Source organism: Verrucosispora sp. NA02020 (genome assembly GCF_013364215.1).
Taxonomy (GTDB): Bacteria; Actinomycetota; Actinomycetes; order Mycobacteriales; family Micromonosporaceae; genus Micromonospora.
Window position 1 is genome coordinate 6,494,472 of record NZ_CP054923.1, and the last position, 22,568, is coordinate 6,517,039.

26 protein-coding genes and 1 riboswitch are annotated in these 22,568 nt (G+C 72.2%); of the genes, 12 read left to right on the plus strand and 14 right to left on the minus strand.

All coding sequences use genetic code 11. The features are described from left to right. Nucleotides 1–12: 12 nt before the first annotated feature. The 3 genes from HUT12_RS29000 to HUT12_RS29010 form a co-directional block, all read right to left on the minus strand. Nucleotides 13–1,392 carry a glycine--tRNA ligase gene (locus HUT12_RS29000; protein ID WP_131056554.1) on the minus strand — a complete coding sequence of 460 codons (1,380 nt, stop codon included), beginning with the start codon at nucleotides 1,390–1,392 and terminating at the stop codon, nucleotides 13–15. A gap of 114 nt (nucleotides 1,393–1,506) precedes the next feature. Then, entirely contained in the window at nucleotides 1,507–2,016 is a 510-nt protein-coding gene (locus HUT12_RS29005) for a hypothetical protein (RefSeq protein WP_176096022.1), read from the minus strand. Between the two features lie 211 nt (nucleotides 2,017–2,227). Then, nucleotides 2,228–2,569, minus strand: coding sequence for an antibiotic biosynthesis monooxygenase (locus HUT12_RS29010; protein ID WP_131056481.1), 342 nt, complete (start codon nucleotides 2,567–2,569; stop codon nucleotides 2,228–2,230). Between the two features lie 29 nt (nucleotides 2,570–2,598). On the opposite strand from HUT12_RS29010, the gene HUT12_RS29015 reads away from it, so the two are divergent. From HUT12_RS29015 to HUT12_RS29045, 7 genes are all read left to right on the plus strand, one after another. Further along, nucleotides 2,599–2,856: a hypothetical protein gene (locus HUT12_RS29015; protein WP_131056482.1), complete on the plus strand. Its 258-nt coding sequence runs from the start codon at nucleotides 2,599–2,601 to the stop codon at nucleotides 2,854–2,856. A gap of 54 nt (nucleotides 2,857–2,910) precedes the next feature. Further along, a complete protein-coding gene (locus tag HUT12_RS29020; protein ID WP_176095291.1) occupies nucleotides 2,911–3,939 on the plus strand; it encodes a metal ABC transporter substrate-binding protein in 1,029 nt (342 codons plus the stop codon). Further along, complete coding sequence (locus tag HUT12_RS29025) at nucleotides 3,936–4,700, plus strand: metal ABC transporter ATP-binding protein (protein WP_131056486.1); 765 nt, start codon at nucleotides 3,936–3,938, stop codon at nucleotides 4,698–4,700. The genes HUT12_RS29020 and HUT12_RS29025 overlap by 4 nt, the downstream gene beginning before the upstream one ends. Next, nucleotides 4,697–5,566, plus strand: a complete 870-nt coding sequence (locus HUT12_RS29030) for a metal ABC transporter permease (RefSeq protein ID WP_131056488.1) — start codon at nucleotides 4,697–4,699, stop codon at nucleotides 5,564–5,566. Before HUT12_RS29025 ends, HUT12_RS29030 begins: the two co-directional genes overlap by 4 nt. Nucleotides 5,567–5,603: 37 nt before the next feature. Beyond that, the gene (locus HUT12_RS29035; RefSeq protein WP_131056490.1) at nucleotides 5,604–5,903 is read left to right on the plus strand and encodes a helix-turn-helix transcriptional regulator; all 300 of its coding nucleotides are present in this window, start codon (nucleotides 5,604–5,606) and stop codon (nucleotides 5,901–5,903) included. A 209-nt stretch (nucleotides 5,904–6,112) separates the two neighbouring features. After that, a complete protein-coding gene (locus HUT12_RS29040; RefSeq protein WP_176095292.1) occupies nucleotides 6,113–6,508 on the plus strand; it encodes a Fur family transcriptional regulator in 396 nt (131 codons plus the stop codon). Nucleotides 6,509–6,577: 69 nt separating this feature from the next. Then, nucleotides 6,578–7,198, plus strand: a complete 621-nt coding sequence (locus HUT12_RS29045) for a hypothetical protein (protein WP_176095293.1) — start codon at nucleotides 6,578–6,580, stop codon at nucleotides 7,196–7,198. 131 nt (nucleotides 7,199–7,329) lie between these two features. On the opposite strand, the gene HUT12_RS29050 is transcribed toward HUT12_RS29045, so the two are convergent. The 5 genes from HUT12_RS29050 to HUT12_RS29070 all read right to left on the minus strand — a co-directional run bounded on the left by HUT12_RS29050 (nucleotide 7,330) and on the right by HUT12_RS29070 (nucleotide 11,370). Continuing rightward, nucleotides 7,330–7,830 (minus strand): DUF6328 family protein, encoded by a 501-nt coding sequence (locus HUT12_RS29050; protein ID WP_131056892.1) that lies wholly within the window; start codon nucleotides 7,828–7,830, stop codon nucleotides 7,330–7,332. A gap of 89 nt (nucleotides 7,831–7,919) precedes the next feature. Continuing rightward, nucleotides 7,920–8,669 carry a sugar isomerase domain-containing protein gene (locus tag HUT12_RS29055; protein WP_176095294.1) on the minus strand — a complete coding sequence of 250 codons (750 nt, stop codon included), beginning with the start codon at nucleotides 8,667–8,669 and terminating at the stop codon, nucleotides 7,920–7,922. 139 nt (nucleotides 8,670–8,808) lie between these two features. Continuing rightward, nucleotides 8,809–9,639, minus strand: coding sequence for an alpha/beta fold hydrolase (locus tag HUT12_RS29060; RefSeq protein WP_176095295.1), 831 nt, complete (start codon nucleotides 9,637–9,639; stop codon nucleotides 8,809–8,811). A 10-nt stretch (nucleotides 9,640–9,649) separates the two neighbouring features. Further along, nucleotides 9,650–10,432: a TIGR03943 family protein gene (locus HUT12_RS29065; RefSeq protein ID WP_176095296.1), complete on the minus strand. Its 783-nt coding sequence runs from the start codon at nucleotides 10,430–10,432 to the stop codon at nucleotides 9,650–9,652. Beyond that, complete coding sequence (locus HUT12_RS29070) at nucleotides 10,429–11,370, minus strand: permease (protein WP_176096023.1); 942 nt, start codon at nucleotides 11,368–11,370, stop codon at nucleotides 10,429–10,431. The genes HUT12_RS29065 and HUT12_RS29070 overlap by 4 nt, the downstream gene beginning before the upstream one ends. A gap of 330 nt (nucleotides 11,371–11,700) precedes the next feature. Further along, a riboswitch (TPP riboswitch) is annotated at nucleotides 11,701–11,806 on the plus strand. A gap of 68 nt (nucleotides 11,807–11,874) precedes the next feature. Between HUT12_RS29070 and HUT12_RS29075 the strand changes: the two genes are divergently transcribed. The 3 genes from HUT12_RS29075 to HUT12_RS29085 all read left to right on the plus strand — a co-directional run bounded on the left by HUT12_RS29075 (nucleotide 11,875) and on the right by HUT12_RS29085 (nucleotide 14,794). Continuing rightward, nucleotides 11,875–12,465, plus strand: coding sequence for an ECF transporter S component (locus HUT12_RS29075; protein ID WP_131057735.1), 591 nt, complete (start codon nucleotides 11,875–11,877; stop codon nucleotides 12,463–12,465). A gap of 74 nt (nucleotides 12,466–12,539) precedes the next feature. Continuing rightward, entirely contained in the window at nucleotides 12,540–13,997 is a 1,458-nt protein-coding gene (locus HUT12_RS29080) for an ABC transporter ATP-binding protein (protein WP_176095297.1), read from the plus strand. Further along, a complete protein-coding gene (locus tag HUT12_RS29085) occupies nucleotides 13,994–14,794 on the plus strand; it encodes an energy-coupling factor transporter transmembrane protein EcfT (protein ID WP_176095298.1) in 801 nt (266 codons plus the stop codon). The genes HUT12_RS29080 and HUT12_RS29085 overlap by 4 nt, the downstream gene beginning before the upstream one ends. Nucleotides 14,795–14,884: 90 nt before the next feature. On the opposite strand, the gene HUT12_RS29090 is transcribed toward HUT12_RS29085, so the two are convergent. Continuing rightward, on the minus strand, nucleotides 14,885–15,211 hold the full coding sequence (locus HUT12_RS29090) for a hypothetical protein (protein WP_176095299.1): 327 nt from the start codon (nucleotides 15,209–15,211) through the stop codon (nucleotides 14,885–14,887). Nucleotides 15,212–15,604: 393 nt separating this feature from the next. On the opposite strand from HUT12_RS29090, the gene gndA reads away from it, so the two are divergent. Then, a complete protein-coding gene (gene gndA / locus HUT12_RS29095) occupies nucleotides 15,605–17,050 on the plus strand; it encodes an NADP-dependent phosphogluconate dehydrogenase (RefSeq protein WP_131056462.1) in 1,446 nt (481 codons plus the stop codon). Between the two features lie 145 nt (nucleotides 17,051–17,195). Here the strand turns inward: gndA and HUT12_RS29100 are convergent, their stop codons facing one another. The 3 genes from HUT12_RS29100 to recO all read right to left on the minus strand — a co-directional run bounded on the left by HUT12_RS29100 (nucleotide 17,196) and on the right by recO (nucleotide 19,142). Beyond that, nucleotides 17,196–17,381 (minus strand): hypothetical protein, encoded by a 186-nt coding sequence (locus HUT12_RS29100; RefSeq protein WP_176095300.1) that lies wholly within the window; start codon nucleotides 17,379–17,381, stop codon nucleotides 17,196–17,198. A 64-nt stretch (nucleotides 17,382–17,445) separates the two neighbouring features. Further along, nucleotides 17,446–18,222 carry an isoprenyl transferase gene (locus HUT12_RS29105; RefSeq protein WP_254877086.1) on the minus strand — a complete coding sequence of 259 codons (777 nt, stop codon included), beginning with the start codon at nucleotides 18,220–18,222 and terminating at the stop codon, nucleotides 17,446–17,448. 77 nt (nucleotides 18,223–18,299) lie between these two features. Beyond that, nucleotides 18,300–19,142 carry a DNA repair protein RecO gene (gene recO, locus HUT12_RS29110; protein WP_176095302.1) on the minus strand — a complete coding sequence of 281 codons (843 nt, stop codon included), beginning with the start codon at nucleotides 19,140–19,142 and terminating at the stop codon, nucleotides 18,300–18,302. Nucleotides 19,143–19,267: 125 nt separating this feature from the next. Between recO and HUT12_RS29115 the strand changes: the two genes are divergently transcribed. After that, a complete protein-coding gene (locus tag HUT12_RS29115; protein WP_176095303.1) occupies nucleotides 19,268–20,167 on the plus strand; it encodes a DUF4097 family beta strand repeat-containing protein in 900 nt (299 codons plus the stop codon). Here HUT12_RS29115 and HUT12_RS29120 read toward each other — a convergent pair. Then, on the minus strand, nucleotides 20,154–21,452 hold the full coding sequence (locus HUT12_RS29120; protein ID WP_254876986.1) for an acyltransferase family protein: 1,299 nt from the start codon (nucleotides 21,450–21,452) through the stop codon (nucleotides 20,154–20,156). The two genes, HUT12_RS29115 and HUT12_RS29120, sit on opposite strands and share 14 nt — an antisense overlap. A gap of 171 nt (nucleotides 21,453–21,623) precedes the next feature. Beyond that, on the minus strand, nucleotides 21,624–22,532 hold the full coding sequence (gene era, locus HUT12_RS29125; protein WP_176095304.1) for a GTPase Era: 909 nt from the start codon (nucleotides 22,530–22,532) through the stop codon (nucleotides 21,624–21,626). Nucleotides 22,533–22,568 lie beyond the last annotated feature (36 nt).

The following is a 22,568-nucleotide window of genomic DNA, read 5'->3' on the forward strand; positions in this document are numbered from 1 at the left end:
CTTCCTTTCACCTCAGCAGCCGGGGAGGTGGTCGATCAGGTAGCGCTCGACCTGGTCCAGCGGGATCCGCTCCTGGGCCATGGTGTCCCGGTTCCGGACGGTCACCGCGTTGTCGTCGAGCGTGTCGAAGTCGACCGTGACGCAGAACGGGGTGCCGATCTCGTCCTGCCGACGGTAGCGACGCCCGATCGCCTGCGAGTCGTCGAACTCGACCACCCAGCGCTTGCGCAGGTCCGCGGCGAGCTGCTTGGCCTTCGGCGAGAGCGCCTCGTTGCGGGAGAGCGGGAGCACCGCCACCTTCACCGGGGCCAGCCGGGGGTCGAAGCGCATCACGGTGCGCTTGTCCACGCCGCCCTTGGTGTTCGGCGCCTCGTCCTCGTCGTACGCCTCCAGCAGGAAGGCCAGCACCGCGCGGGTGAGGCCGGCGGCCGGCTCGATCACGTACGGGACCCAGCGCTCCTGCTTGGTCTGGTCGAAGTACGACAGGTCGACGCCGGAGTGCTTGCTGTGCGTGGACAGGTCGAAGTCGGTGCGGTTGGCGATGCCCTCCAGCTCGGCGAACTCGGTGCCGCCGAACCGGAACTTGTACTCGATGTCGACGGTGCGCTTCGAGTAGTGCGAGAGCTTCTCCTGCGGGTGCTCGAAGAAGCGCAGGTTCTCCTCGGCCAGACCGAGGTCGATGTACCAGTTCCAGCGCTCCTGCAACCAGTACTCGTGCCACTGCTCGTCGGTGCCGGGCTCGACGAAGAACTCCATCTCCATCTGCTCGAACTCGCGGGTGCGGAAGATGAAGTTGCCCGGGGTGATCTCGTTGCGGAACGACTTGCCGGTCTGCGCGATGCCGAACGGCGGCTTCTTGCGGGCGACGGTCTCGACGTTCTTGTAGTTGACGAAGATGCCCTGGGCGGTCTCCGGCCGCAGGTAGTGCAGACCCTCGTCGCTCTCCACCGGGCCGAGGTAGGTCTTCATCAGGCCGTTGAACATCCGCGGCTCGGTGAAGGTGCCCTTGTTGCCGCAGTTGGGGCAGTTCAGCTCGGTCAGGGCGGCGAGCGGCTTGCCGTGCTTGGCCTCGTACGCCTCTTCCAGGTGGTCGGCGCGGAACCGCTTGTGGCAGGACTGGCACTCGGTCAGCGGGTCGACGAAGGCGTCCAGGTGTCCGGAGGCGGCCCAGACGTCACGCGAGAGGATCACCGCGGAGTCCAGACCCACCACGTCGTCCCGCTGCTGGACCATGGTCTTCCACCACTGCCGGCGGACGTTCTCCTTGAGCTCCACGCCGAGCGGACCGTAGTCCCACGCCGACCGGGTGCCTCCGTAGATCTCGCTGGAGGGGAAGACGAATCCTCGACGCTTGGCGAGGCTGACGACGGCGTCGATACGGTCGGCTGGCATTTTTCCTCCTACGCCGACTGGCGGTCGGCGGGGACAGTGTGGGATGAGTCGAACGGTCCGGGACCACGGTACGACCCCGCCGGTCCTCGGACCCAGCACATTACCTGCGGCCGGTCAGTTGACTCCGCAGACCTCCATGCCACCGGTCTGCTGGTCCTGCTGGAGTACGACCTGTTGGCGCTCCTGGCCGCCACCGCTGAAGGTCACGTCCACCGGCACGGTCAGCGTGGTGGTGTCCACCTGCCCGACCCGGTAGGAGGAGATCTGCGGTTCGGCCGCCGCCCGGCGCTCGAACTCCTGCCGCGACTCGCGGCGCCGAGCGTCCTCGCAGAGCTGGTCGTAGGCCCGGCCGAACTCGCCGTCGGACAGCGCCCGGTAGTAGTCGCCGGAGACGGTGCGTCCCTGCTCGTCGATCGCCTGCACCCCGCTGACCAGCAGGCCGACCACCGCCGTGCCGCCGCCACCGCAGCACAGCACCAGGGCCAGCGCACCGGCGCCGAGGCCGAGCCAGAGCCGGGTACGGCCGCCCTCGGTCGGTGGGGCCGCGAACGGCGGGGCCACGCCGGGCCCGGCGGGCGGTGCCGGTGTGCCGGGGTCCGATCCGCCGACCGGGGTGGGCGGCAGGCCGTGGAAACCGGCGGACGGGGACGGGCCGCCGGGAGCACCGGTGGGCGGGGGCACGCCGTGGCCGCCGGTGGGCGGCGCGCCGGACGGGGCCGGCGGCCAGCCGGGGTCGCCCGGGGCCTGAGGTCCCTGCTGGCCGGGCAGCGGCTGGTGCGGTGGTGGGGCTGCCGGTCCGGGAGCGGTCATGGAAGCCAGCGTAGTGCCCGGCGGCTCACCGGTAAGGACCCGCAGCTCGATCGCTGGCGACCACCACCACGTCCCCGCCGGGTGCCGCGGTCGCCAACGCCTCGTACGCGGACGGCTCGTCGATGCTCTCGGCGAGCAGCGGGACGGCGGTGACCTTGACGTCGAAGCCGCCCAGCGCCCGCCGGTAGGTGCCGACCGACTCCCACTCGGTGACCAGGCACCAGTGGCGCGGGTCGTCCAGTGCCCGGACGACCTGTCCCCGCAGGTAGCCGGGCCGGGCTGCGAGCGCGGCGAGGGCCGCGTGGGCCCGACCGGCGAAGTCCTCGGCGGCGTCTTCCTCGACCACGAACCGGTTGGTCACCAGCACCGGCTCCCCCTCCTCGTAGAGTCTGTGGGATGCAGCGTACGCAGCGCGGGATCCACGAGCGGCTGGCCCGGGCCAACCCCACGACGGTGTTCCTGATCACCCTGTTCCTGATGCTGGCCGCGTTCTTCGTCCCGGGGGTGATCGGCGGGCTGTTGACCTTGACGATCGCCGCCGCGCTGGCCGCACTGCTGGTGACGACCTGGCAGGTGCAGACCCCGCCGACCCGGGCGATCCGGCTCGTCGCGCTCACCCTGCTGGTCACCGTCGGCCTGGTGAAGCTGCTCTGACATGCACTCATGCGTTTTTGACAATCATTGTCGTTGTCGCGGAGAGTCGGTGTCATGACCTACCGCACCGCTCCGCGCGCTCTGGCCACCGCCACGGCCGCCCTGCTCGCCCTGGGTGGCGTCACCGCCTGCTCGACCGAGGACAGCCCGGCCGGCGCCGACCCGAACCGGATCGACGTGGTGGCCGGGTTCTACCCGTTGCAGTTCCTCGCCGAGCAGGTCGGCGGCGACGCGGTGGCGGTGACGAACCTGGCCCGCCCCGGCGCCGAGCCGCACGACCTGGAGCTGAACCCGGGGCAGGTCGGTCAGATCAGCGAGGCGGAGCTGATCATCTTCCTGCACGGCTTCCAGCCCGCGGTGGACGAGGCGATCGACCAGAACGGCGGTGACCGCGCGTTCGACGTGGCGACCGTGGAGCCGCTGCTCGACGCCGCCGCCGGTGGCCACACCCACAGCCACGGCGACGACGACCACGGTCACGAGGACGACGACCACGGTCACGACCACGACGAGGAGAAGAAGCCGGCGGAGGAGGCGAAGCACGCCGAGGAGACCTCGGACGGCGCCAAGGACCCGCACGTCTGGCTGGACCCGACCCGGCTGGCCACCATCGGCGACAAGCTGGCCGAGCGCCTCGGCGCCGTCGACCCGGACCGGGCCGGCGAGTACACCCGGCGGGCCACCGCCCTGCGTACCGAGTTGGAGAAGCTGGACACCGAGTTCAGCGAGGGCCTGAAGACCTGCCAGCGGCGGGAGATCGTGGTCAGCCACACCGCGTTCGGGTACCTCGCGCAGAAGTACCAGCTGGAGCAGATCGGCATCACCGGGCTCTCCCCGGAGGACGAGCCGTCGCCGCAACGGCTGGCCGAGGTCACCGAGGAGGCGCGGGAGCACGGCGCCACCACGATCTTCTTCGAGACTCTCGTCAGCCCGAAGGTCGCCGAGACCATCGCCAAGGAGGTCGGCGCCCAGACCGCGGTGCTCGATCCGATCGAAGGCCTGTCCGCCGACAACGGCGGCGACTACCTTTCGGTGATGCGCACCAATCTGCAGACCCTGAGGACGGCGTTGAGCTGCTCGTGACACCTGACGTCATCACCGTGGAGCACGGGGTGGTCGGCTACGACGGCCGCCCCGTGCTCCGCGACGTATCCCTGACCGTGACCACCGGCGAGGTGGTCGCGGTCCTCGGCGCCAACGGCTCCGGCAAGTCCACCCTGATCCGCGCCGTGCTCGGGCTCGTCCCGCTCACCGCCGGCTCGATCACCCTCTTCGGCCAGCGGGTACGCCGGTTCCGACAGTGGCAGCGGCTCGGCTACGTGCCCCAGCGGCTCGGTGCGGGCAGCGGCGTACCGGCCACCGTGGCCGAGGTGGTCGCCTCCGGCCGACTGGCCCGCCGGGGCATCCTGCGTCCGCCGGGGCGGGTCGACCGGGAGGCGGTGGCGGAGGCGTTGCGCGCCGTGGGCCTGGCCGACCGGGCGAAGGACCCGGTGGCCACGCTCTCCGGCGGGCAGCAGCAACGCACCCTGATCGCCCGGGCGCTGGCCGGACGCCCGGAACTGCTGGTGCTCGACGAACCGACGGCGGGGGTGGACGCGGCCAGCCAGGAGGCGTTCGCCGGGGCGCTGCGCGGCTTCGTCGACGACGGCGGCACCGTCCTGCTCGTCGCGCACGAACTGGGCCCGCTCCGGCCGCTGATCAGTCGCGCGATCGTCGTACACCAGGGGCAGATCGCGCACGACGGCGCGGTCCCGGACCCGGCCGGGCACCACGCCGAGCCCGACCACGACCACGTGCATCCGCACGGCCCCGAGGAGCCCGCCGGCATGTGGAGCACAAGGTGAGTCTCTTCCAGTACGAATTCATGATGCGCGCCCTGATCGGCGCGCTGATCATCGGGCTGGCCGCCCCGGCGCTCGGCATCTACCTGGTGCAGCGACGACTCGCGCTGATCGGCGACGGCATCGGGCACGTGGCGCTCACCGGCGTCGGCGCGGGCCTGCTGTTCCAGACCTCGCCCGTGATCATGGCGGTGATCGCGGCCACCATCGGGGCGATCGCCATCGAGCTGATCCGCGAACGCGGTCGCACCTCCGGCGACCTGGCACTCGCCCTGCTCTTCTACGGCGGCATCGCCGGTGGCGTGGTCCTGGTGGGGCTCTCCGACAGCACCAGCGCCAACCTCAACGCGTACCTCTTCGGTGCGTTGACCACGACCTCCCGCGACGACCTGGTCACCATCGCGGTGCTCGGTGTGGCGGTGCTGGCCGCGATGCTGGCGTTGCGGCCCGCACTCTTCGCGGTCTGCCACGACGAGGAGTACGCCCGGGTCTCCGGCCTGCCGGTACGCGCGCTGAACCTGCTGCTCGCGATCACCACCGCGATCACCGTCACGATCGCCATGCGGGCCGTCGGCGTCCTGCTGATCAGCGCGCTGATGGTCGTACCGGTGGCCACCGCCCAGCAGGTCACCCGGGGCTTCCGCAGCACCATGACGGCAGCCATGGCACTGGGCCTGTTCGCCGCCGGGGCCGGCATCTGGATGGCGGCGCTCGCCGACACCGCACCGGGCGCGTCGGTGGTGGTCCTGGCCATCGCCTCCTTCGTGGTGGTCACCCTGCTGGCCGCCGCCTGGCGCCGGATCCGCCGCTCCCGGCCGCAACCCACACCCGATCCGGAACCGCACGAGGTGGTGCTCAGCCGGTCCTGATCACGGGTTCCGCTTCGGTATTGGTTACCGTTGCAGGGTGACCAGCGGATCGGGCTATGACGCCTTCGAGGGTGCCAGCGAGCTCCTGCGCGCCCTCTCGGCGCCGATCCGGCTCGCCATCGTCAGCGAACTGGCCGGCGGCGAGCGGTGCGTGCACGAGCTGGTGGATAAACTCGGCGTCGCGCAACCGCTGGTCTCCCAGCACCTGCGGGTGCTGCGCGGGGCCGGCGTGGTCCGCGGCTCGCGGCGGGGCCGGGAGATCGCGTACGCCCTGGTCGACGAGCATGTCGCGCACATCGTCGCCGACGCGGTCAGCCATGCCGGGGAGGAATCATGAGCGAGCCACGCGAGCGAATCATCAGGTTCAGCACAAATGTCGGCACGCAGCGAAGCGGAGTGACGGCATGAGCGAGCGCAGCGAGCGAATCATCAGGTTCAGCACAAATGCCGGCACGCAGCGAAGCGGAGTGACGGCATGAGCGAGCCACGCGAGCGAGACATCAGGCCCAGCACACATGCCGGCACGCAGCGAAGCGGAGGGTCGGCATGAGCGAGAGTGCGGTGGTCCGCAACACCCGCCAGCGGTCGGCGGTGAGCGCGTTGCTGGCCGAGTTGGAGGGCTTCCACAGCGCCCAGGACCTACACGCGATGCTGCGTGAACGCGGCGAGCGGGTCGGGTTGACGACGGTCTACCGGACGTTGCAGGGCCTGGCCGACGCGGGCGAGATCGACGTGATGCGTCCGCCCGGCGGCGAGCACCTCTACCGCAGGTGCAGCGAGGGGCACCACCACCATCTGGTCTGCCGCGTCTGCGGCCGGACGGTGGAGGTGGCCGGGCCGACGGTGGAGAACTGGGCCGACCGGGTGGCCGCCCAGCACGGCTTCACCGACGTCAGCCACACCCTGGAAATTTTCGGCACCTGCCCGGACTGCGCCCGCTGATCCCGCCTGCCGCACGATCGGGCGTCCGTGGGAGTGCTCGCCGCGCCGGGGCGTGGCACGCTGTCCGGCGTGAAGATCTACGCTGATCGTTTCCCGACCGCGCTGCGCCAGTTCCTCACCGATCTGCTCGTCGTCGCCTGGGTGTACGTGGCGATCCGGGGTGCGCTCTGGCTGCACGATCTGGTGCAGAAGCTGGCCGTACCCGGACAGAAGCTGGAGGGGGCCGGCGGCGGACTGGCCGACAACCTGGCCGACGCGGGCGGCAAGGTCGGCCGGGTGCCGTTGGTGGGCGACGAGCTGACCGGCCCGTTCGAGCGGGCGGCCGGCGCGGCCCGTTCGCTCGCCGAGGCCGGGCGGGACCAGCAGGAACTGGTCGACCAGTTGGCGGTGGCGCTGGCCGTCGGGTTGCTGGTGGTCCCGCTGGGGTTGGTGCTGTTCGGCTGGCTGCCACTGCGGGTGCGCTGGATGCGGCGGGCCGCCTCGGCGGCGGCTCTGGCCGCCGCTCCCGCCGGCCGGGACCTGCTGGCCCTGCGCGCCCTGGCCGGTCAGCCGCTGCGCAAGCTCACCCGGATCTCCCCGGACGTCGCTGAGGCGTGGCGCCAGGGCGACGACGCCACCGTCAACGCCCTGGCCGCCCTCGAACTCCGCCGCCTGGGCCTCCACGACCCCCACTCCCACCCCCGCACCTAACCCCCACCCCCTAACCCCGACACCGCGTTGATCAAGAAGTTTTCGCCGTCCGAGCCCATGGGGCATGGCCAAAACTTCTTGATCAACGCGGCCATGGTGGGGGTGGGGGAAGCGGTCCAGACCCGGCGGGGTCAGCCCGGGGATAGCCCGCTCGGGTCCTCCTCGTCGTCGATGTCGTCGTCCCCCCAGTTACGACGGCTGAACGGCAGGATCACCCAGAACGTGAGGAACCACAGGCCGGTGACCGCACTGAGCAGGAAGGCGATCGGCCGGGCGAGCACGAAATCGGTGATCAGCAGTACCGAGCTGACCATCGCGACCAGCATGAAGGCGAGACCGGCGCTGGCCATCTTGTGGGCGAACTGCACCAGCTCCGGCTTGCGGCCCTGACGGAACAGGGCCCGGTGGAACGCCACCGGCGAGATGATCATCGCGGTGGCGCCGGCCGCCGCGATCAGCGCGACGACGTAGACGTCGCGCTGGAATTCCGTGGTACGCGTGAAACCGTTACTGAACGGCAGGGTGAGCAGGAAGGCGAAGAGAATCTGTACGCCGGTCTGCGCGACCCGTAACTCCTGAAGCAGGTCAGCGAAGTTCCGCTGCCAGCGCTGCTTCTCGGTCTCCTTGGACACCGCGAACCTCCGAGGGAACACGCTCCACCCGGTCGGCACGCCCGACCGGCGGAACGCAGATGCCCCGCCGCGCACGACCCGAAACCGACTCAGGAACCGCGCCGGATCCGCCCTGCGTAACGGGCCTCCAGCGCGTCGTTGTGCGCGTCGCCACCGGCGATGTTGGCCGACAGGTAGACCGGCGGCTGCTCGTCGGCGGCCACCAACCGGGCCACCACCTCGACCACGATCTGCTGGGCCAGCAACGCCGCCGTGATCGAGGAGACCGCGCCCACCGCGCCGCCGGACGGCAGTGGCAGCGTCGCGTCCCCGTACGGGGCACCGTTGTCCAGCACCACGTCGGCGAAGTCGGCGAGCTTGCGCCCGGACGGGTGGCGGGACTCCATCCGGGCCGAGTGCGCGGCGGAGGTGATCGCGACCAGCGGATGGCCCCGCGCGACGACCAGCGAGGCGAACTCCACCATCGCCCCGTTCACGCCCGAGTTCGAGGCGAGCACGAAGACGTCACGCGGGCCGATCGGGGCGAGGTCGTAGAGCCGATGCGCGACCGACGGGTCCCGCTCCAGCTTCGGGCCCAGCACGTCGACCGGCTCCCCGCCGTGCAGGACCAGGTCCCGCAGGGCGATCCGGTTGGTCGGCACCAGCCCGCCGGCCCGGCCGGCGATCTCCATCGCCAGGGCCTCCGAGTGGCCGGTACCGAAGGCGTGCACCACCCCGTCGGCCCGGATCGCCTCGGCGATCAGGTCGGCCGCCCGGCCCACCTGCTCCCGCTGGCTGCCCGCCACCCGGGTCATCGTCGCGGTCACCTCGGCCAGGTAGCCCTCGGCACTCAGCGTCATGCTCTCTCCCGCCTCCCTCGGATCGCCGCCGCCCGACGACCCCACCCAGCTTCCCGCACGGCCCGTGCCGCCGGACAGCCGGACGGCGGCACGGCCGCCCCAGGTCGACGCGGCGCTCCCGCTACGACGCCGGCAGAAGTCAGCCGGGCGGGCGGGCGCGGGACAGGATCGCCTCGGCCAACGGCGTGGGCGCCTCGTCCGGGATCCAGTGGCTGACGCCGGACAGCTCGACGAGACGGTAGTCACCGGTCACGTGTGCGGCGCAGGCGTCGGCGGCGGTCCGTCCGATGGCGACGTCACGGTCGCTCCAGACGAAGGTGGTCGGTACCGACACCGGGCCGACCGCCGCCAGCTCGGAGCGGGACATCGCCCGGTACCAGTTCAGCGCCGCGGTGAGCGCGCCCGGCTCGCGCAGCGGGTCGGCGTACGCGGCCACCCGGGCGTCGTCACCGACGTCGCGCAACAGCCGCCGCAACCCGAGCGCGTCGAGGGCCAGCAGCGTCTTCTCGGCCATGCCCTGCTGCCGGAACAGCAGCATGTACGCCGAGCGCGCCTTCTGCTGCGGGTCGTGGGCCAACGCGTGCGCCATGGCGGCCGGGTGCGGCACGGAGACCGCGGTGAGCGTGCGTACCCGGTCGGGGTGGCCGGCGGCGAGCGCCCAGGCGACGACGGCGCCCCAGTCGTGGCCGACCACGTGCGCCCGCGTCACGCCGAGGGCGTCGAGCACCGCCACCGCGTCGGCGACCAACTCTCCCAGCCGGTACGCCGCCACCTCGGTCGGCCGTGCCTGCGGCGAGTAGCCCCGCTGGTCCAGCGCGTACGTGCGCAAGCCCGCGCCGTGCAGGACGGGCGCCAGCGCGTCCCACTCGCCCGAGTGCTGGGGGAAGCCGTGCAGCAGCAGCACCGGGTCACCCGAGTCGGGGCCGCCGGGGTGGATCTCGAACCGTAGACCTCGGGCGTCGACCTGCATGTCCGGAACGCTACTCGTACTGGCGCTTGGGCACCGGCACCTGCCGCCACGACTCGATCTCCAGGTACGGGATCTCGGCGTCGTTGACCGGGTCCCGGCCGATCCGGTCGCTGTAGCGGCCGACCACCTCGACCCAACTGTCGTTGGGCAGCCCGACCGGCACGTCACCGGTGAGCCCGAGTTTGATCGGCCGACCGTCGGCGGCGCAGCAGGAGAGCACCATCCGGGCGAGGATCGGCTCGCCACCGGCGCCGGTGGCGAGGAACCCGGTGAGGACCACCCGCCGGTCACCGATCGAGGTGCCCCGGTCGAACAGTGCCCGGGAGGCGTAGTCGAGCACGCTGACCTGCACCGGGTCGCCCTCCGGCAGGGGTGGGTAGTCGGACTCGCGGGGGGCGTTCAGCGCGGTGCCGGCCTGCCCCGCCGCGTACGACCCGAGGGCCGGCGGGGCGACCAGCAGCAGCCCGAGCACGGGCAGGATGAGCAGCCAGCCGATCCGGGGCTCGTGGTGGCCGTGGTCGTCGTGCTCGTCGGTCTGGCCCGTCGCCACCGGGGCGGGACCGCTCACCGGGCCGGTGGACCCGCCGCCGGTCGGGGCCGTCGCGCGGGGCGCGGAGGGACGCAGTTCGTGCCAGAGGGTCATCACCGCCGCGACCACGAGCAGCAGACCGGCGGCGATCAGGAACGGGCGCAGGCCCTCCTTGACGTACCGCAGATAGAGGTCGGTGACGCTGGCCCGGATCACCGCCCCGCCGAGCAGCAGCAGGATCACCGCTTGCGCCTGTCGGTTCACAGCAGCACCATCCCGACTCCGGTGGCCATCAGCAGGGCGACCGCGAACGTGGCCGGCGCGAACCGGAAGGCGAACCGCCGGCCGAAGACACCGGCCTGCATCGAGATCAGCTTGAGGTCGACCATCGGCCCCACCACCAGGAAGACCAGTCGGGACGTGAGGGAGAACTGCGACAGCGAGGCCGCGACGAAGGCGTCCGCCTCGGAACAGAGCGAGAGCAGGACGGCCAGCAGCGCCAGCGCCAGGATCGACAGCCAGGCGTTGTCCGCGAGGGTCTGGAGCCAGCGTTCCGGCACCAGCACGTTGATGCTGGCGGCGGCCATCGCGCCGAGCACCAGAAAGCCACCGGCGTGGGTGACGTCGTGCCGGACGGCGGCCCAGAAGGCCCGGCTCCGCCGGGGATCGTCCAGCTCCGGGCGACGCGGCATCTTGATCCACTCGGTGCGGCCGAGCCGCAGCCAGAGCCACCCCATGATCATTGCCACGATCAGGCTGGCGACCCCCCGGGCGAGGACCATCTCCGGATTGTTGGGGAAGGCGACCGCCGTGGCGACGAGCACGATCGGGTTGACCGCCGGGGCGGCCAGCAGGAAGGCCAGGGCCGCCGCCGGCGTGACGCCCCGGCGGATCAGCGAGCCCGCGATCGGCACCGACCCGCACTCGCAGCCCGGCAGCACCACACCGGCCGCGCTGGCCGCCGGCACCGCGAGCGCCGGGTGCCGGGGCAACGCCCTGGCCCAGAACGACCGGGGTACGAAGACGGCGATCACGGCGGAGAGGAGGATGCCGAAGACCAGGAACGGCACCGCCTGCACCATGATCGAGACGAACACGGTGGTCCACGTCTGGATGCGGGGATCGTCGAGCGCCCCGGCCAACGGATCACGAAAGATGATCAGCAGGACCAGCAGCGCCGCCAGGATCTCCACCGAACCGATCCGGTCGCCGAGCCAACGTCGGGGCGGCTCGCCGCCGCCCGGCCCGGCCGGACGTTCCTCGGTGGCCACGCCCGTCGGACGACCCTCCGGTTCACCGGCCGGCACGGCATGGTCCGTGTCTGTGCTCACCCTGCCGCCTCTCGGCCCTCGTGGATCGGCGGCCTGAGATTACCGTCCGGAGCCGATGACGTCGATGGATGTCACGAAACCGGGCGGGTTCCCCCGCCTGGTGGGCACCTCCGGAACCAACGGTCGTCGGCAACCGGCATGACCTGCGTAGATCACATTGTCCGTCGATCTTCGAAGGTGTTAGCGTCGGCGGGACAACACCACCTCCGACAGGGGAGCGCACAGCGCTGAGAGTGCGGGTCCGCCCGCAGACCCTCCGTACCTGATCTGGGTAATGCCAGCGCAGGGAGTTCGGTCCACCTCCAGCCCGCCACGCCCGGCCACGCCGGACGCGGCGTGCGTCTTGCCTGGTTCGACACTGGACTGGGAGCACTCATGAGCCAACCGACCACCACCCGGTGGCGCACCGTCGACATCGTCGTGGCCGCGGTGATCGCCGTCGGCTTCGGTGTCATCTTCTGGGCCTGGGGCCTGCTCTGGCGGGCGGTCGACCCGGCCTTCGCCTTCTTCCCGGCCAGCCAGGCCGTCATGTACGGCGTCTGGCTGGTCCCGGCGGTGCTCGGCGGGCTGGTGATCCGCAAGCCGGGTGCCGCGCTGTTCTGCGAGGCGGTCGCGGCGACGGTGTCGGCGTTGCTGGGCTCCGAGTGGGGCGGTGTCACCATCGTCCAGGGCCTGATCCAGGGCCTCGGCGCGGAGATGGCCTTCGCCGCCTTCCGGTACCGCTCGTTCCGGCTGCCGACGGCGCTGCTCGCCGGCGCGATGACCGGCCTCGGCGCCGCCCTGTTCGACTTCTTCACCTGGAACGCCGCGTACGAGCTGGGCACCTACCGCATCCCGTACGCGCTGCTCACCGTGCTCAGCGCCACCGTGATCGCCGGTGCCGGCGGCTACGCGCTCACCAAGGCGCTCGCCGGCACCGGCGTCCTGGACCGCTTCCCCGCCGGTCGCGAGCGGAACCTGGTCTGACCACGCCCGGTGGAGCCGGTCCGACCGGCTCCACCGGGCCACCGGCGGGTCGGGGACGAGAGCGGGGGTGGCGGATGGGTGAGGTGCGGCTGCGCGGCTTCGGCTGGCGCCACGCCGGGCGGCGCGCCTGGGCGGTGCGCGGCGTGGACCTGCGGGTACGCCGAGGCGAGCGGCTGCTGCTGCTCGGGCCCTCCGGCGCCGGCAAGAGCACCCTGCTCGCCGCGCTGGCCGGACTGCTGCCGGAGGACTCCGGCGAACAGGAGGGCAGCATCGAGATCGACGGCCGGCCGCCCGCCGAGACCCGCGAACGGGTCGGCATCGTCTTCCAGGATCCGCAGTCCCAGCTCGTCATGGCCCGCAGCGGCGACGACGTCGCGTTCGGGCTGGAGAACCGGGGCGTACCCGCCACGCAGATCTGGCCCCGGGTGGACGAGGCGCTGCGCCGGGTCGGCTTCCCGCACCCCCGCGACCGCCCCACCGCCGCGCTCTCCGGCGGCGAACAGCAGCGGCTCGCCCTGGCCGGCGTGCTCGCGCTCCGTCCCCACCTGCTGCTGCTCGACGAACCCACCGCCAACCTCGACCCGGCCGGGGCCGACCTGGTCCGTGCCGCCGTGGGCCGCGCGGTCGACGGCGACACCACCCTGATCCTGGTCGAGCACCGGGTGGCGGACGCCCTGCCGCTGGTCGACCGGGTGGTGGTGCTCGACGCCGGTGGCGGCGTCCGCGTCGACGGCCCGCCGGAGGCCGTGTTCGCCGCCCACGGCGACGCCCTCGCCGCCGACGGCGTCTGGGTGCCCGGCCGCCAGATCCCGCCGCGCCGGGCCACCACCGGCCCCGGCGAGGTGTTGCTCACCGCCGACCGGCTCGGCCACCCGCCCCGGCTGGCCGCCACCGACCTGGCGGTACGCGCCGGAGCGGCACTCGCCGTGCTCGGCCCCAACGGCGCCGGCAAGTCCACCCTCGCGGTGCTGCTCGGCGGGCTGCTCAAGCCGGGCACCGGGCGGCTGGCGGCCGGCGTCGAGCTGGCCGGGGCCGACGCCCGCACCCCACCTCACCGGTGGCGGGCACCCGCGCTGGCCCGCCGGATCGGCTCGGTGTTCCAGGACCCGGAACACCAGTTCGTCACCGGCACGGTCTTCGACGAACTGGCACTCGGCCCCCGACGGACCGGCGCCACCGAGACGGCGGTCCGCCGACGCGTCGACGAGTTGCTGCAACGGCTGCGGTTGGACCGCCTGGCCGGGGCGAACCCGTACACCCTCTCCGGCGGCGAGGCGCGGCGGCTGAGCGTCGCGACCGCCCTGGCCACCGCGCCCCGGCTGCTGATCTGCGACGAGCCCACCTTCGGCCAGGACCGACGCACCTGGCGGGAGCTGGTGGACCTGTTCGCGGAGCTACGCGACGCCGGTCACGGCCTGGTGACGGTCACCCACGACGCCGAGTTCGTCGCCGCGCTCGCCGACCGGACGCTGACGCTGACGCGCCCACCAGCCGCCGAGGCCCCGTCGTCTCCTCCGGCGGCGGACCGATGATCGACTTCGAACCGGTCGCCCGGCCGGACGCGCCACTGGCCCGGCGCAATCCGGTGGCCAAGCTGGCGGCGGCGCTGCTGTTCGCGTTTCCGCTGCTGGCGACACTGGACCCGGTCGCACCGGCGATCGCGATCGCGATCGAGTTGGCGGTCCTGCCGCTGTTCGGCGTGCGCTACCGGGTGCTGCTCCGCCGGGTGTGGCCGTTGCTCGCCGCCGCCGTCGGCGTACTGGTGACGCTGGTGCTCTTCGCCGCGGACCGCTCGGGCCGGGTCCTGCTCGACGCCGGACCGGTCGTGGTCACCTCGGCGGTGCTGCTCACCGCGCTCGGCCTGGTGCTGCGGCTGTTCGCGGTGGCACTGCCCGGCGTGATCGTCTTCGCCACCACCGATCCGACCGACCTTGCCGACGCGCTGGTGCAGAACGCCCGCGCACCGGCCCGGTTCGCGATCGGCGCGCTAGCGGCGTTCCGGCTGCTCCCGCTGCTCGGGCAGGAGTGGCAGATGATCGTCATGGCCCGCCGGGCACGTGGTGTCGAGGCGGGACGCAACCCGGTGGCGAAACTGCGGCTCTTCGTCTCCACCGCGTTCACGCTGCTGGTCGGCGCGATCCGCCGGGGCACCCGGCTGGCGGTCGCGATGGACGCGCGCGGCTTCGACGCGGGGGTGCCGCGTACCGTCGCCCGCCGGCAGTATTTCGGCGCGGCCGACTGGCTGCTGATGGTCGTCGCGGCGACGCTGGCCGCCGCCGCGTTGGGCGTCAGCGTCGCGCTCGGCACCTTCCGTCCGCTGATCGGCTGAGCCGCGCGCCGGAGGTGGGTGGATCTGTTGTTGCTCCGACGACAACAGATCCACCCACCTTTCAGCCACCCCGTACGGTGCCCCGGTCGCTCACTTGCGCCGGAAGGCGTACTGCCGGCCCGCTCCGACACGCTGTCCACGGTCGGAACGGACCCCCTTGCCCCGGCCGGAGGCTGTCGGACCGGTGGTCGGCGCGGGCGGTGCGCCCGGCGGCTCCCGGTCTGCGAGGTCCGACCTGGACGTGTCGACCGGAGGCAACGGCGCCGCCGGGGACGTGAGCCCGGCGGAGGGCCGTACCAGGGGCGGCAGTCCGAGCGGTGGGGTGACCGCGTCGGTCGACGCGTCGACGTGGGGCGGCGTCACCGTGGACACCCGGGCGGCACCACGGGACTTCTTCGGTTTACGGCTGGCAGGCATCGGAGCCTCCTCGCTCGGCGGTGTCGGCGCGTACGCCACGCCACCGCCGTCGGTGGGGACCGCCGGACGGCGGTCGGGCGGGGTCAGCGGAAGGTCGTTCCGGAGCGGCCACGGAGGACGTCGCGTCAACGGCGACGAGAGGGACGCGCGGACACCCGGAAGCGACGGGTCCACGGCCACAGGGCGGCGGACCGGCTCGATGAAGCGGGTGTCAGTAGCGCATGCCCGCACGCTATCCCGGCCGGAGAGCGGAACGCATCCGGATTATCGGCAACCCGGCGCCATGCGCTACGCGACCACCTGATGACCAGCGGTGGGGGGACGGCGCGGTCCGGGGTCCGGCCGCGATACCGTCGCAGCACTACAGGTAGACGGCGGAAGGTGGCGACGAGGATGGCGGATCGGGCTACGGCGCAGATCGGTGTGACCGGGCTGGCGGTGATGGGTCGGAACCTGGCCCGGAACCTGGCCCGCAACGGGTTCACCGTGGCGTTGCACAACCGCTCGCCGGAACGGACCCGGTCGCTGGTGGCCGAGCACGGCGACGAGGGCACCTTCGTGCCGACGGAGTCCCTGGCGGACTTCGTCGCCGCGCTGGAGCGCCCGCGCGCGGTGATCATCATGGTCAAGGCGGGCGGCCCCACCGACGCGGTGATCGACGAGTTGGTGCCGCTGCTCGAAGAGGGCGACATCATCATCGACTGCGGCAACGCGCACTTCGCCGACACCCGTCGCCGGGAGGAGGCGCTGCGGACCAAGGGCCTGCACTTCGTCGGCACCGGCGTCTCCGGCGGCGAGGAGGGCGCCCTCTGGGGACCGAGCATCATGCCGGGCGGGTCGGCCGAGTCGTACCGCAAGCTCGGGCCGATCTTCGAGAAGATCGCCGCGCAGGTCGAGGGCGAGCCCTGCTGCGAGCACGTGGGGCCGGACGGTGCCGGGCACTTCGTGAAGATGGTCCACAACGGCATCGAGTACGCCGACATGCAGCTCATCGCCGAGGCGTACGACCTGCTGCGCGCCGGACTGGGCGCGACCCCGTCGGAACTCGCGGAGATCTTCCGGGAGTGGAACTCCGGTGAGCTGGAGTCCTTCCTGATCGAGATCACCGCCGACGTGCTGGCGCACACCGACGCCGCCACCGGCGAGGCGTTCGTGGACGTGGTGCAGGACCGGGCCGAGCAGAAGGGCACCGGCCGGTGGACCGTCCAGATCGCCCTCGACCTCGGCATCCCGATCACCGGCATCGCCGAGGCGACGTTCGCCCGGTCGCTCTCCGGTCACGTCGACCAGCGTGAGGCCGCAGTGCGGGCGTTCCCGGACTCCGGGGAGAAGTGGCAGGTCGCCGACCGCGAGGCGTTCATCGAGGACGTACGCCGGGCGCTGCTCGCCTCCAAGATCGTGGCGTACGCGCAGGGCTTCGACCAGATCCGGGCCGGCAGCGCCGAGTACGACTGGGACATCGACCTGGGCGGCACGGCGAAGATCTGGCGGGGCGGCTGCATCATCCGGGCCCGCTTCCTGGACCGCATCAAGCAGGCCTACGACGAGCAGCCGGAGCTGCCCACGCTGCTGGTGGCGCCGTGGTTCGCGGACACCGTGCGCGACGGTGTGCCGAGCTGGCGGCGGGTGGTGGCCGAGGCGGCCCGGGTCGGCGTGCCGGCACCCGCGTTCGCCTCGTCGCTGGCCTACTTCGACGCGCTGCGCGCGCAGCGTCTCCCGGCCGCGCTCATCCAGGGCCTGCGGGACAACTTCGGCGCGCACACCTACCGCCGTGTCGACCGCGACGGTTCCTTCCACACCCTGTGGGCCACCCCCGACCGCGCCGAGACCCCGGCCTGACGTCTTCCCGCCGGTCTTCCGCGTTAGGAAGGGTCCCCTGCTATGCACCAGGCGTTAGCAGGGGACCCCTCCTTACACGCACACCCGCGTATACGACGCCGCCCCTGGCTCCACGTGGAGCCAGGGGCGGCGTCGTATACGTCAGTCAGAAGAAGCGGCGACGCCGGGCCTTCTGCGGGCGGATCAGGTCCGCTCCCTGCGTGAGCAGGCGACTGGCCCGGGACGGGCCCCGCCGGGATTCCATCGAGTGGCTGAGCCGGCGGGCACCGGCGGCCGCCAACGGAACCGCAACGGCCATCACCGCCCACTGGGCGACACGCTTGCGCATCATGTGGGTTCACCTCCGTCAGTGGCTGCTGACGACACTGATACCCACTCCGGTCCGCCGTTAAGCGTCAGACCGTCGGGGCCACCGGGTTGGGCAGCGCACCGCCGAATCGGCGGTCCCGTTGGGCGTACAGCTCGCAGGCGTACCAGAGGTGGCGGCGGTCGAAGTCGGGCCAGAGCGTGTCCAGGAAGACCAGCTCCGCGTACGCGCTCTGCCAGAGCATGAAGTTCGAGGTGCGCTGCTCGCCGGAGGGCCGCAGGAACAGGTCCACCTCGGGCACCTCGGGGTGGTAGAGATACCGCTCGATGGTCTTCTCGTTGACCTTGCCCGGGTCCAGCCGGCCGGCGGCCACGTCCCGGGCGATCGCGGCGGCGGCGTCGGCGATCTCCGCCTGCCCGCCGTAGTTGACGCAGAACTGGAGCGTCAGCGTCGAGTTCCCCCGGGACATCTCCTCGGCGGTCTGCAACTCGGAGATGACGCTCTTCCACAGCCGTCCGGAGCGGCCCGACCAGACCACCCGCACCCCGAGGTCGACGAGCTGGTCGCGGCGACGGCGGATGACGTCCCGGTTGAAGCCCATCAGGAAGCGCACCTCGTCCGGCGAGCGTCGCCAGTTCTCGGTGGAGAAGGCGTACGCCGACAGGTAGGGGATGCCCATCTCGATGGCGCCCTCGACGGTGTCGAAGAGGGAGAACTCCCCCGCCTCGTGGCCCTTGGTGCGGGGCAGCCCGCGCTCCTTGGCCCAGCGGCCGTTGCCGTCCATCACCACGGCGACGTGCCGGGGCACCGCCTCCGACGGCAGCGCCGGAGGTCGGGCGCCCGACGGGTGCGGCGTCGGGGGCACCGGCGCGCGCCGGACGGCCCTGGTGGATCGGATCACTCGGCTCTCCCTGCTCGACTCCATCGACGCCCGGTCGGGCGTCAGCCCTCGCCGGCCGGGTCGCGCGGCGGGGCCGCCCCGGCGCGTCCGCCACCGGGTCGGACCGTGCCGGTGGCCGGACCGCCCCGGTCCACCAGCGGCAGCGAGCGTAGCGCGCGCTCCAGGTGCCACTGCAGGTGCGCCGCGACCAGGCCGCTGCACTCCCGGCGTACGCCGGTCTCGGTGGCGTCGGCGACCCGCCAGTCACCGGTGGTCAGGGCGGACATCAGGTCGATCGTGGCCGGGGCGGGATGGGCCGCGCCGGGCGGGCGGCAGTCCGGGCAGACCGCGCCTCCGGCCGGTACGGAGAAGGCCCGGTGCTGCCCGGGAGTACCGCAGACCGCGCAGGCGGTCAGTGCCGGTGCCCAACCGGCCAGCGCCATCCCGCGCAGCAGGTACGCGTCGAGCACCAGCGTCGTCGCGTGGGTGCCCTCGGACAGTGCCTTGAGCGCGCCCAGGGTGAGCTGGAACAGCCGTAGCGACGGCTCCCGCTCCACCGGGGTGAGGCGTTCGGCGGTCTCGGCGATGGCGCTGGCCGCGGTGTAGCGGGGGTAGTCACCGAGGAACCGCTTGCCGTACAGATCGATCCCCTCGACCTGGCTGACGCTGTGCAGCGAGCTGCCCAGCTCGCCCTTGGGGTCACCGGCGAGTTGCAGGTCGACGTGGCCGAAGGGTTCCAGCCGGGCGCCGAACTTCGAGGTGGTGCGGCGTACCCCCCGGGCGACCGCGCGCAGCCGGCCGTGCCGCCGGGTGAGCAGGGTGATGATCCGGTCCGACTCGCCGAGTTTCTGCACACGCAGCACCACCGCGTCGTCGCGGTAGAGCTGTCGGCGGTACCCGGCCATCGCGCCATTCTCCCTCCCCGCCGGAACTCGGGTCTGCCCCCGGGTCGGATCTCAGGGTCCGCTCGGGGTCGGCGGGCCTTCTTACCCCGATGTGCGCCGCCGGCACCGGACGTAGCGTGCTCGGCATGGCTCTGCACCTGACCACCCCGGCGCGCCGGACCGCCACCCCGCGCCCGGCCGCCGCCGCACCCCCGGCGGCCACCGCACACCCGGCCGACGCTACCCGCCGGGGCGTCACCACACGTCGCATCACCGGCCGTCGAGCCACCGTGGCGGCGGTCGCGGCCACCGCCCTGATCGTCCTCGCCGGGTGTGACAACCTCTCCTTCGGCCGGCTGGACTTCGACACCACCGAGTCCACCCGGATCACCGCGATCCGGCTCCTGCCCGGCGCCGGTGACGTGGTGGTCCGGGCCGACGGCGGAGTGGACGGCGTCCGCATCAAGCGCGTGGTGCGCTACCAGGGCAACCAGCCGCGTACGTCATACGAGATCACCGGCACCGAACTGGTGCTGGACACCTCCTGCGGCAACCGGTGCAGCGTCTCCTACGAGGTCACCACCGGCGAGGGGGTCAGTGTGCGGGGCGAGACCGGCTCCGGCGAGGTCGACCTGAGCCGGGTCGGCACGGTGGAGGTCACCGTCGGCTCCGGCGACGTCCGGGTGGCCGGCGCCGCCGGCCCGGTCCGGGTGGAGACCGGCTCCGGCAACATCGAGGTGTACGACGTGACCGAGCCGGTGGTGCTCCGCAGCGGGTCCGGCAACATCACCGCGAACCGGCTCGGTGGCGAGGTGGACGCGGAGGCCCGGTCCGGCAACGTCACCGTGGAGCTGAACCGACCCGCCCCCGCCCGCGCGCACGCGTCCAGCGGTCACGTCGAGCTGACCGTGCCGGCCGGCGCCTACCAGGTGTTCTCGACGGTCGGCTCGGGCTCGGCCGACCTCGGCGTACCGCACGACCCCACCGCGAAGCTCGTCCTCGACGTCGCGACCGGTAGCGGCGACCTCGCGGTCACGTCCCGCTGACGCCGCCACTGGGCCCACGGGGGCCCGGCACTGACTCCTCACGCCGCTGGGCGGCCCGACCGGCGGCACGGCCGGCAGCGACCGGTTCCTCCGCGCCGGTCCGGTCGCCATCGGCCGGCGCTTCCCCGCCGGACCCCGGAGGGCCGCCATCCGTCGGTCTGTCCCCACCGGTTCCCGGACGCCCGCGATCGATCCGCAGCATCTCGCCACCGGGTCCCGGACGCCCGTCCGGGGTCGGGTCGCCCACCGGCCGACGCGGTGCGGCCTGCGGGCGGGCCGACGACGGACGCCCACCGGGGATCAGCTCCGGCGGGCGCTGCGCCGCCACGTCCTCGACCCAGCCGAACGCCGCGGTCACCACGCCCACCAGGGCGAAGACCAGGACCACCCGGATGACCTGGCCCAGCAGGTTCTGGTGCGACCAGCCGACCACGTCCACCAGCGGCGTGAGCGCGACCACGAAGGCCATGTGCCAGAGATAGACGGTCAGCGCCCGCCGGTTCAGCACGGTGACCGCGCGCCCGATCAGCTCGTTGCGGTCCACCCAGGCGGCGGCCGACGGCGCTCGGCCGAGCGCCACCAGGATGAACGCGGCCGACCAGAGGGCGTTGCCGAGCGGGATGTCGTTCAGGTCGTAACCACGCGGGCCGGGATTGGCGAGGATCCAGGCGCCGCCGGTCGCCGCAAGCGTCAGGACGACCGGCACCAGCACCCGGTTCGTCATCCGGCGCAGCATGCCCGCCTGGTGGGCGAAGCCCAGCAGCCACGCGCCGAAGTAGAGGCCGAACTCGCGCAGCACGCCGTGCGGGTTCTGATAGATGCCGAACTCGATGCAGATCAGCAGGAAGTAGGGGGCGAGCAGGGTGGGCAGCGGGAACCGCCGGAACAGCCAGATGGCGATCGGCGAGGCGAGCACGAACCAGAGGTAGTCCCGCAGGTACCAGATCGGGCTCAGCGCCAGCGCACCCCAGTAGTTCGCCGGTGGATCGACGACCGGGAACAGCCAGAACAACACCTTGGGGGTCAGCGGCAGCCCGGTGAGCAGCATCGCCGGTACGAAGATGGCGGCGACCACCCAGAGCGACGGAAGCAGTCGCCGCAGCCGCCGCCCCACCGCCGACGGGCCGACCCGGTACAACGTGGCGGCCATCAGCGACCCGGCCATCGCGAACATCACCGACATCGCCGGGAACAGCACGGTCAGCGACGCCCAGCCAGTGACGTGGTAGACGACGACCCGCACGATGGCCAGTGCACGCAACAGGTCAAGGTAACGGTTTCGCATCAGCCTGCATCTATGTCCGGGGGCAGAGGCATACCCTCCCTACCCTCTGATGCGCGTCGCGGAAACGACCAACTACCCAGCGGTATAGTGAAACTTCCCATATGCCTGACCGGTACCGATCAGACGCTGAGGCGCTCGTCGTCCATTTCGTCCGGTACGCGTCGGAGCCGTTCAGAAACCGAGCTTGCGCAACTGCTTCGGATCGCGCTGCCAGTCCTTGGCCACCCGGACGTGCAGGTCGAGATAGACGCGGCTGCCCAACAGCTCCTCGATCTGCCGCCGGGCCGCAGTGCCCACCGCCTTCAGCCGAGCGCCACGGTGCCCGATCACGATCGCCTTCTGGCTCGACCGCTCGACGTACACGTCGGCGAAGATCTTCATCAGACGGCCCTCGGGGAACATCTCCTCGACCACCACGGCGATGGAGTGCGGCAGCTCGTCGCGTACGCCCTCCAGTGCCGCCTCCCGGATCAGCTCGGCGACCAGCACCTGCTCCGGGTCCTCGGTGAGCATGTCGTCCGGATAGAGCTGGGGAGACTCGGGGAGATACCCCGTCATCACCTCGACCAGGGTGTCCACCTGGTGTCCGGAGACCGCGCTGACCGGCACCACCGCCGCGAACTCGCCCAGCTCGCTGACAGCCAGCAACTGCTCGGCCAGCCGCTTCTTGTCGACCAGGTCGGTCTTGGTGACCACCGCCAGCACGGTCGCCTTCAACTCGGCCAACTCCCCGGTGATGAACCGGTCACCACGACCGACCGGCTCGTCCGCCGGGATGCACAGGCCGATCACGTCGACCTCGCTCCAGGTCTGCCGCACCAGATCGTTGAGCCGCTCCCCCAGCAACGTCCGGGGTCGGTGCAGACCCGGCGTGTCGACCAGCACCAGCTGCGCGTCCGGCCGGTGCAGCACCGCGCGGATGACGTGCCGGGTGGTCTGCGGCTTGTTCGAGGTGATGGCGATCTTCTGGCCGACGATCGCGTTGGTCAACGTGGACTTGCCGGCGTTCGGCCGCCCCACGAAACACGCGAACCCGGCCCGGTAGTCCCGCTCGCCCGGACCGGCGTCCCTCGCGCTCATGCCCGCACTCCGCTCGCTCATGCCGGCACTCCGACG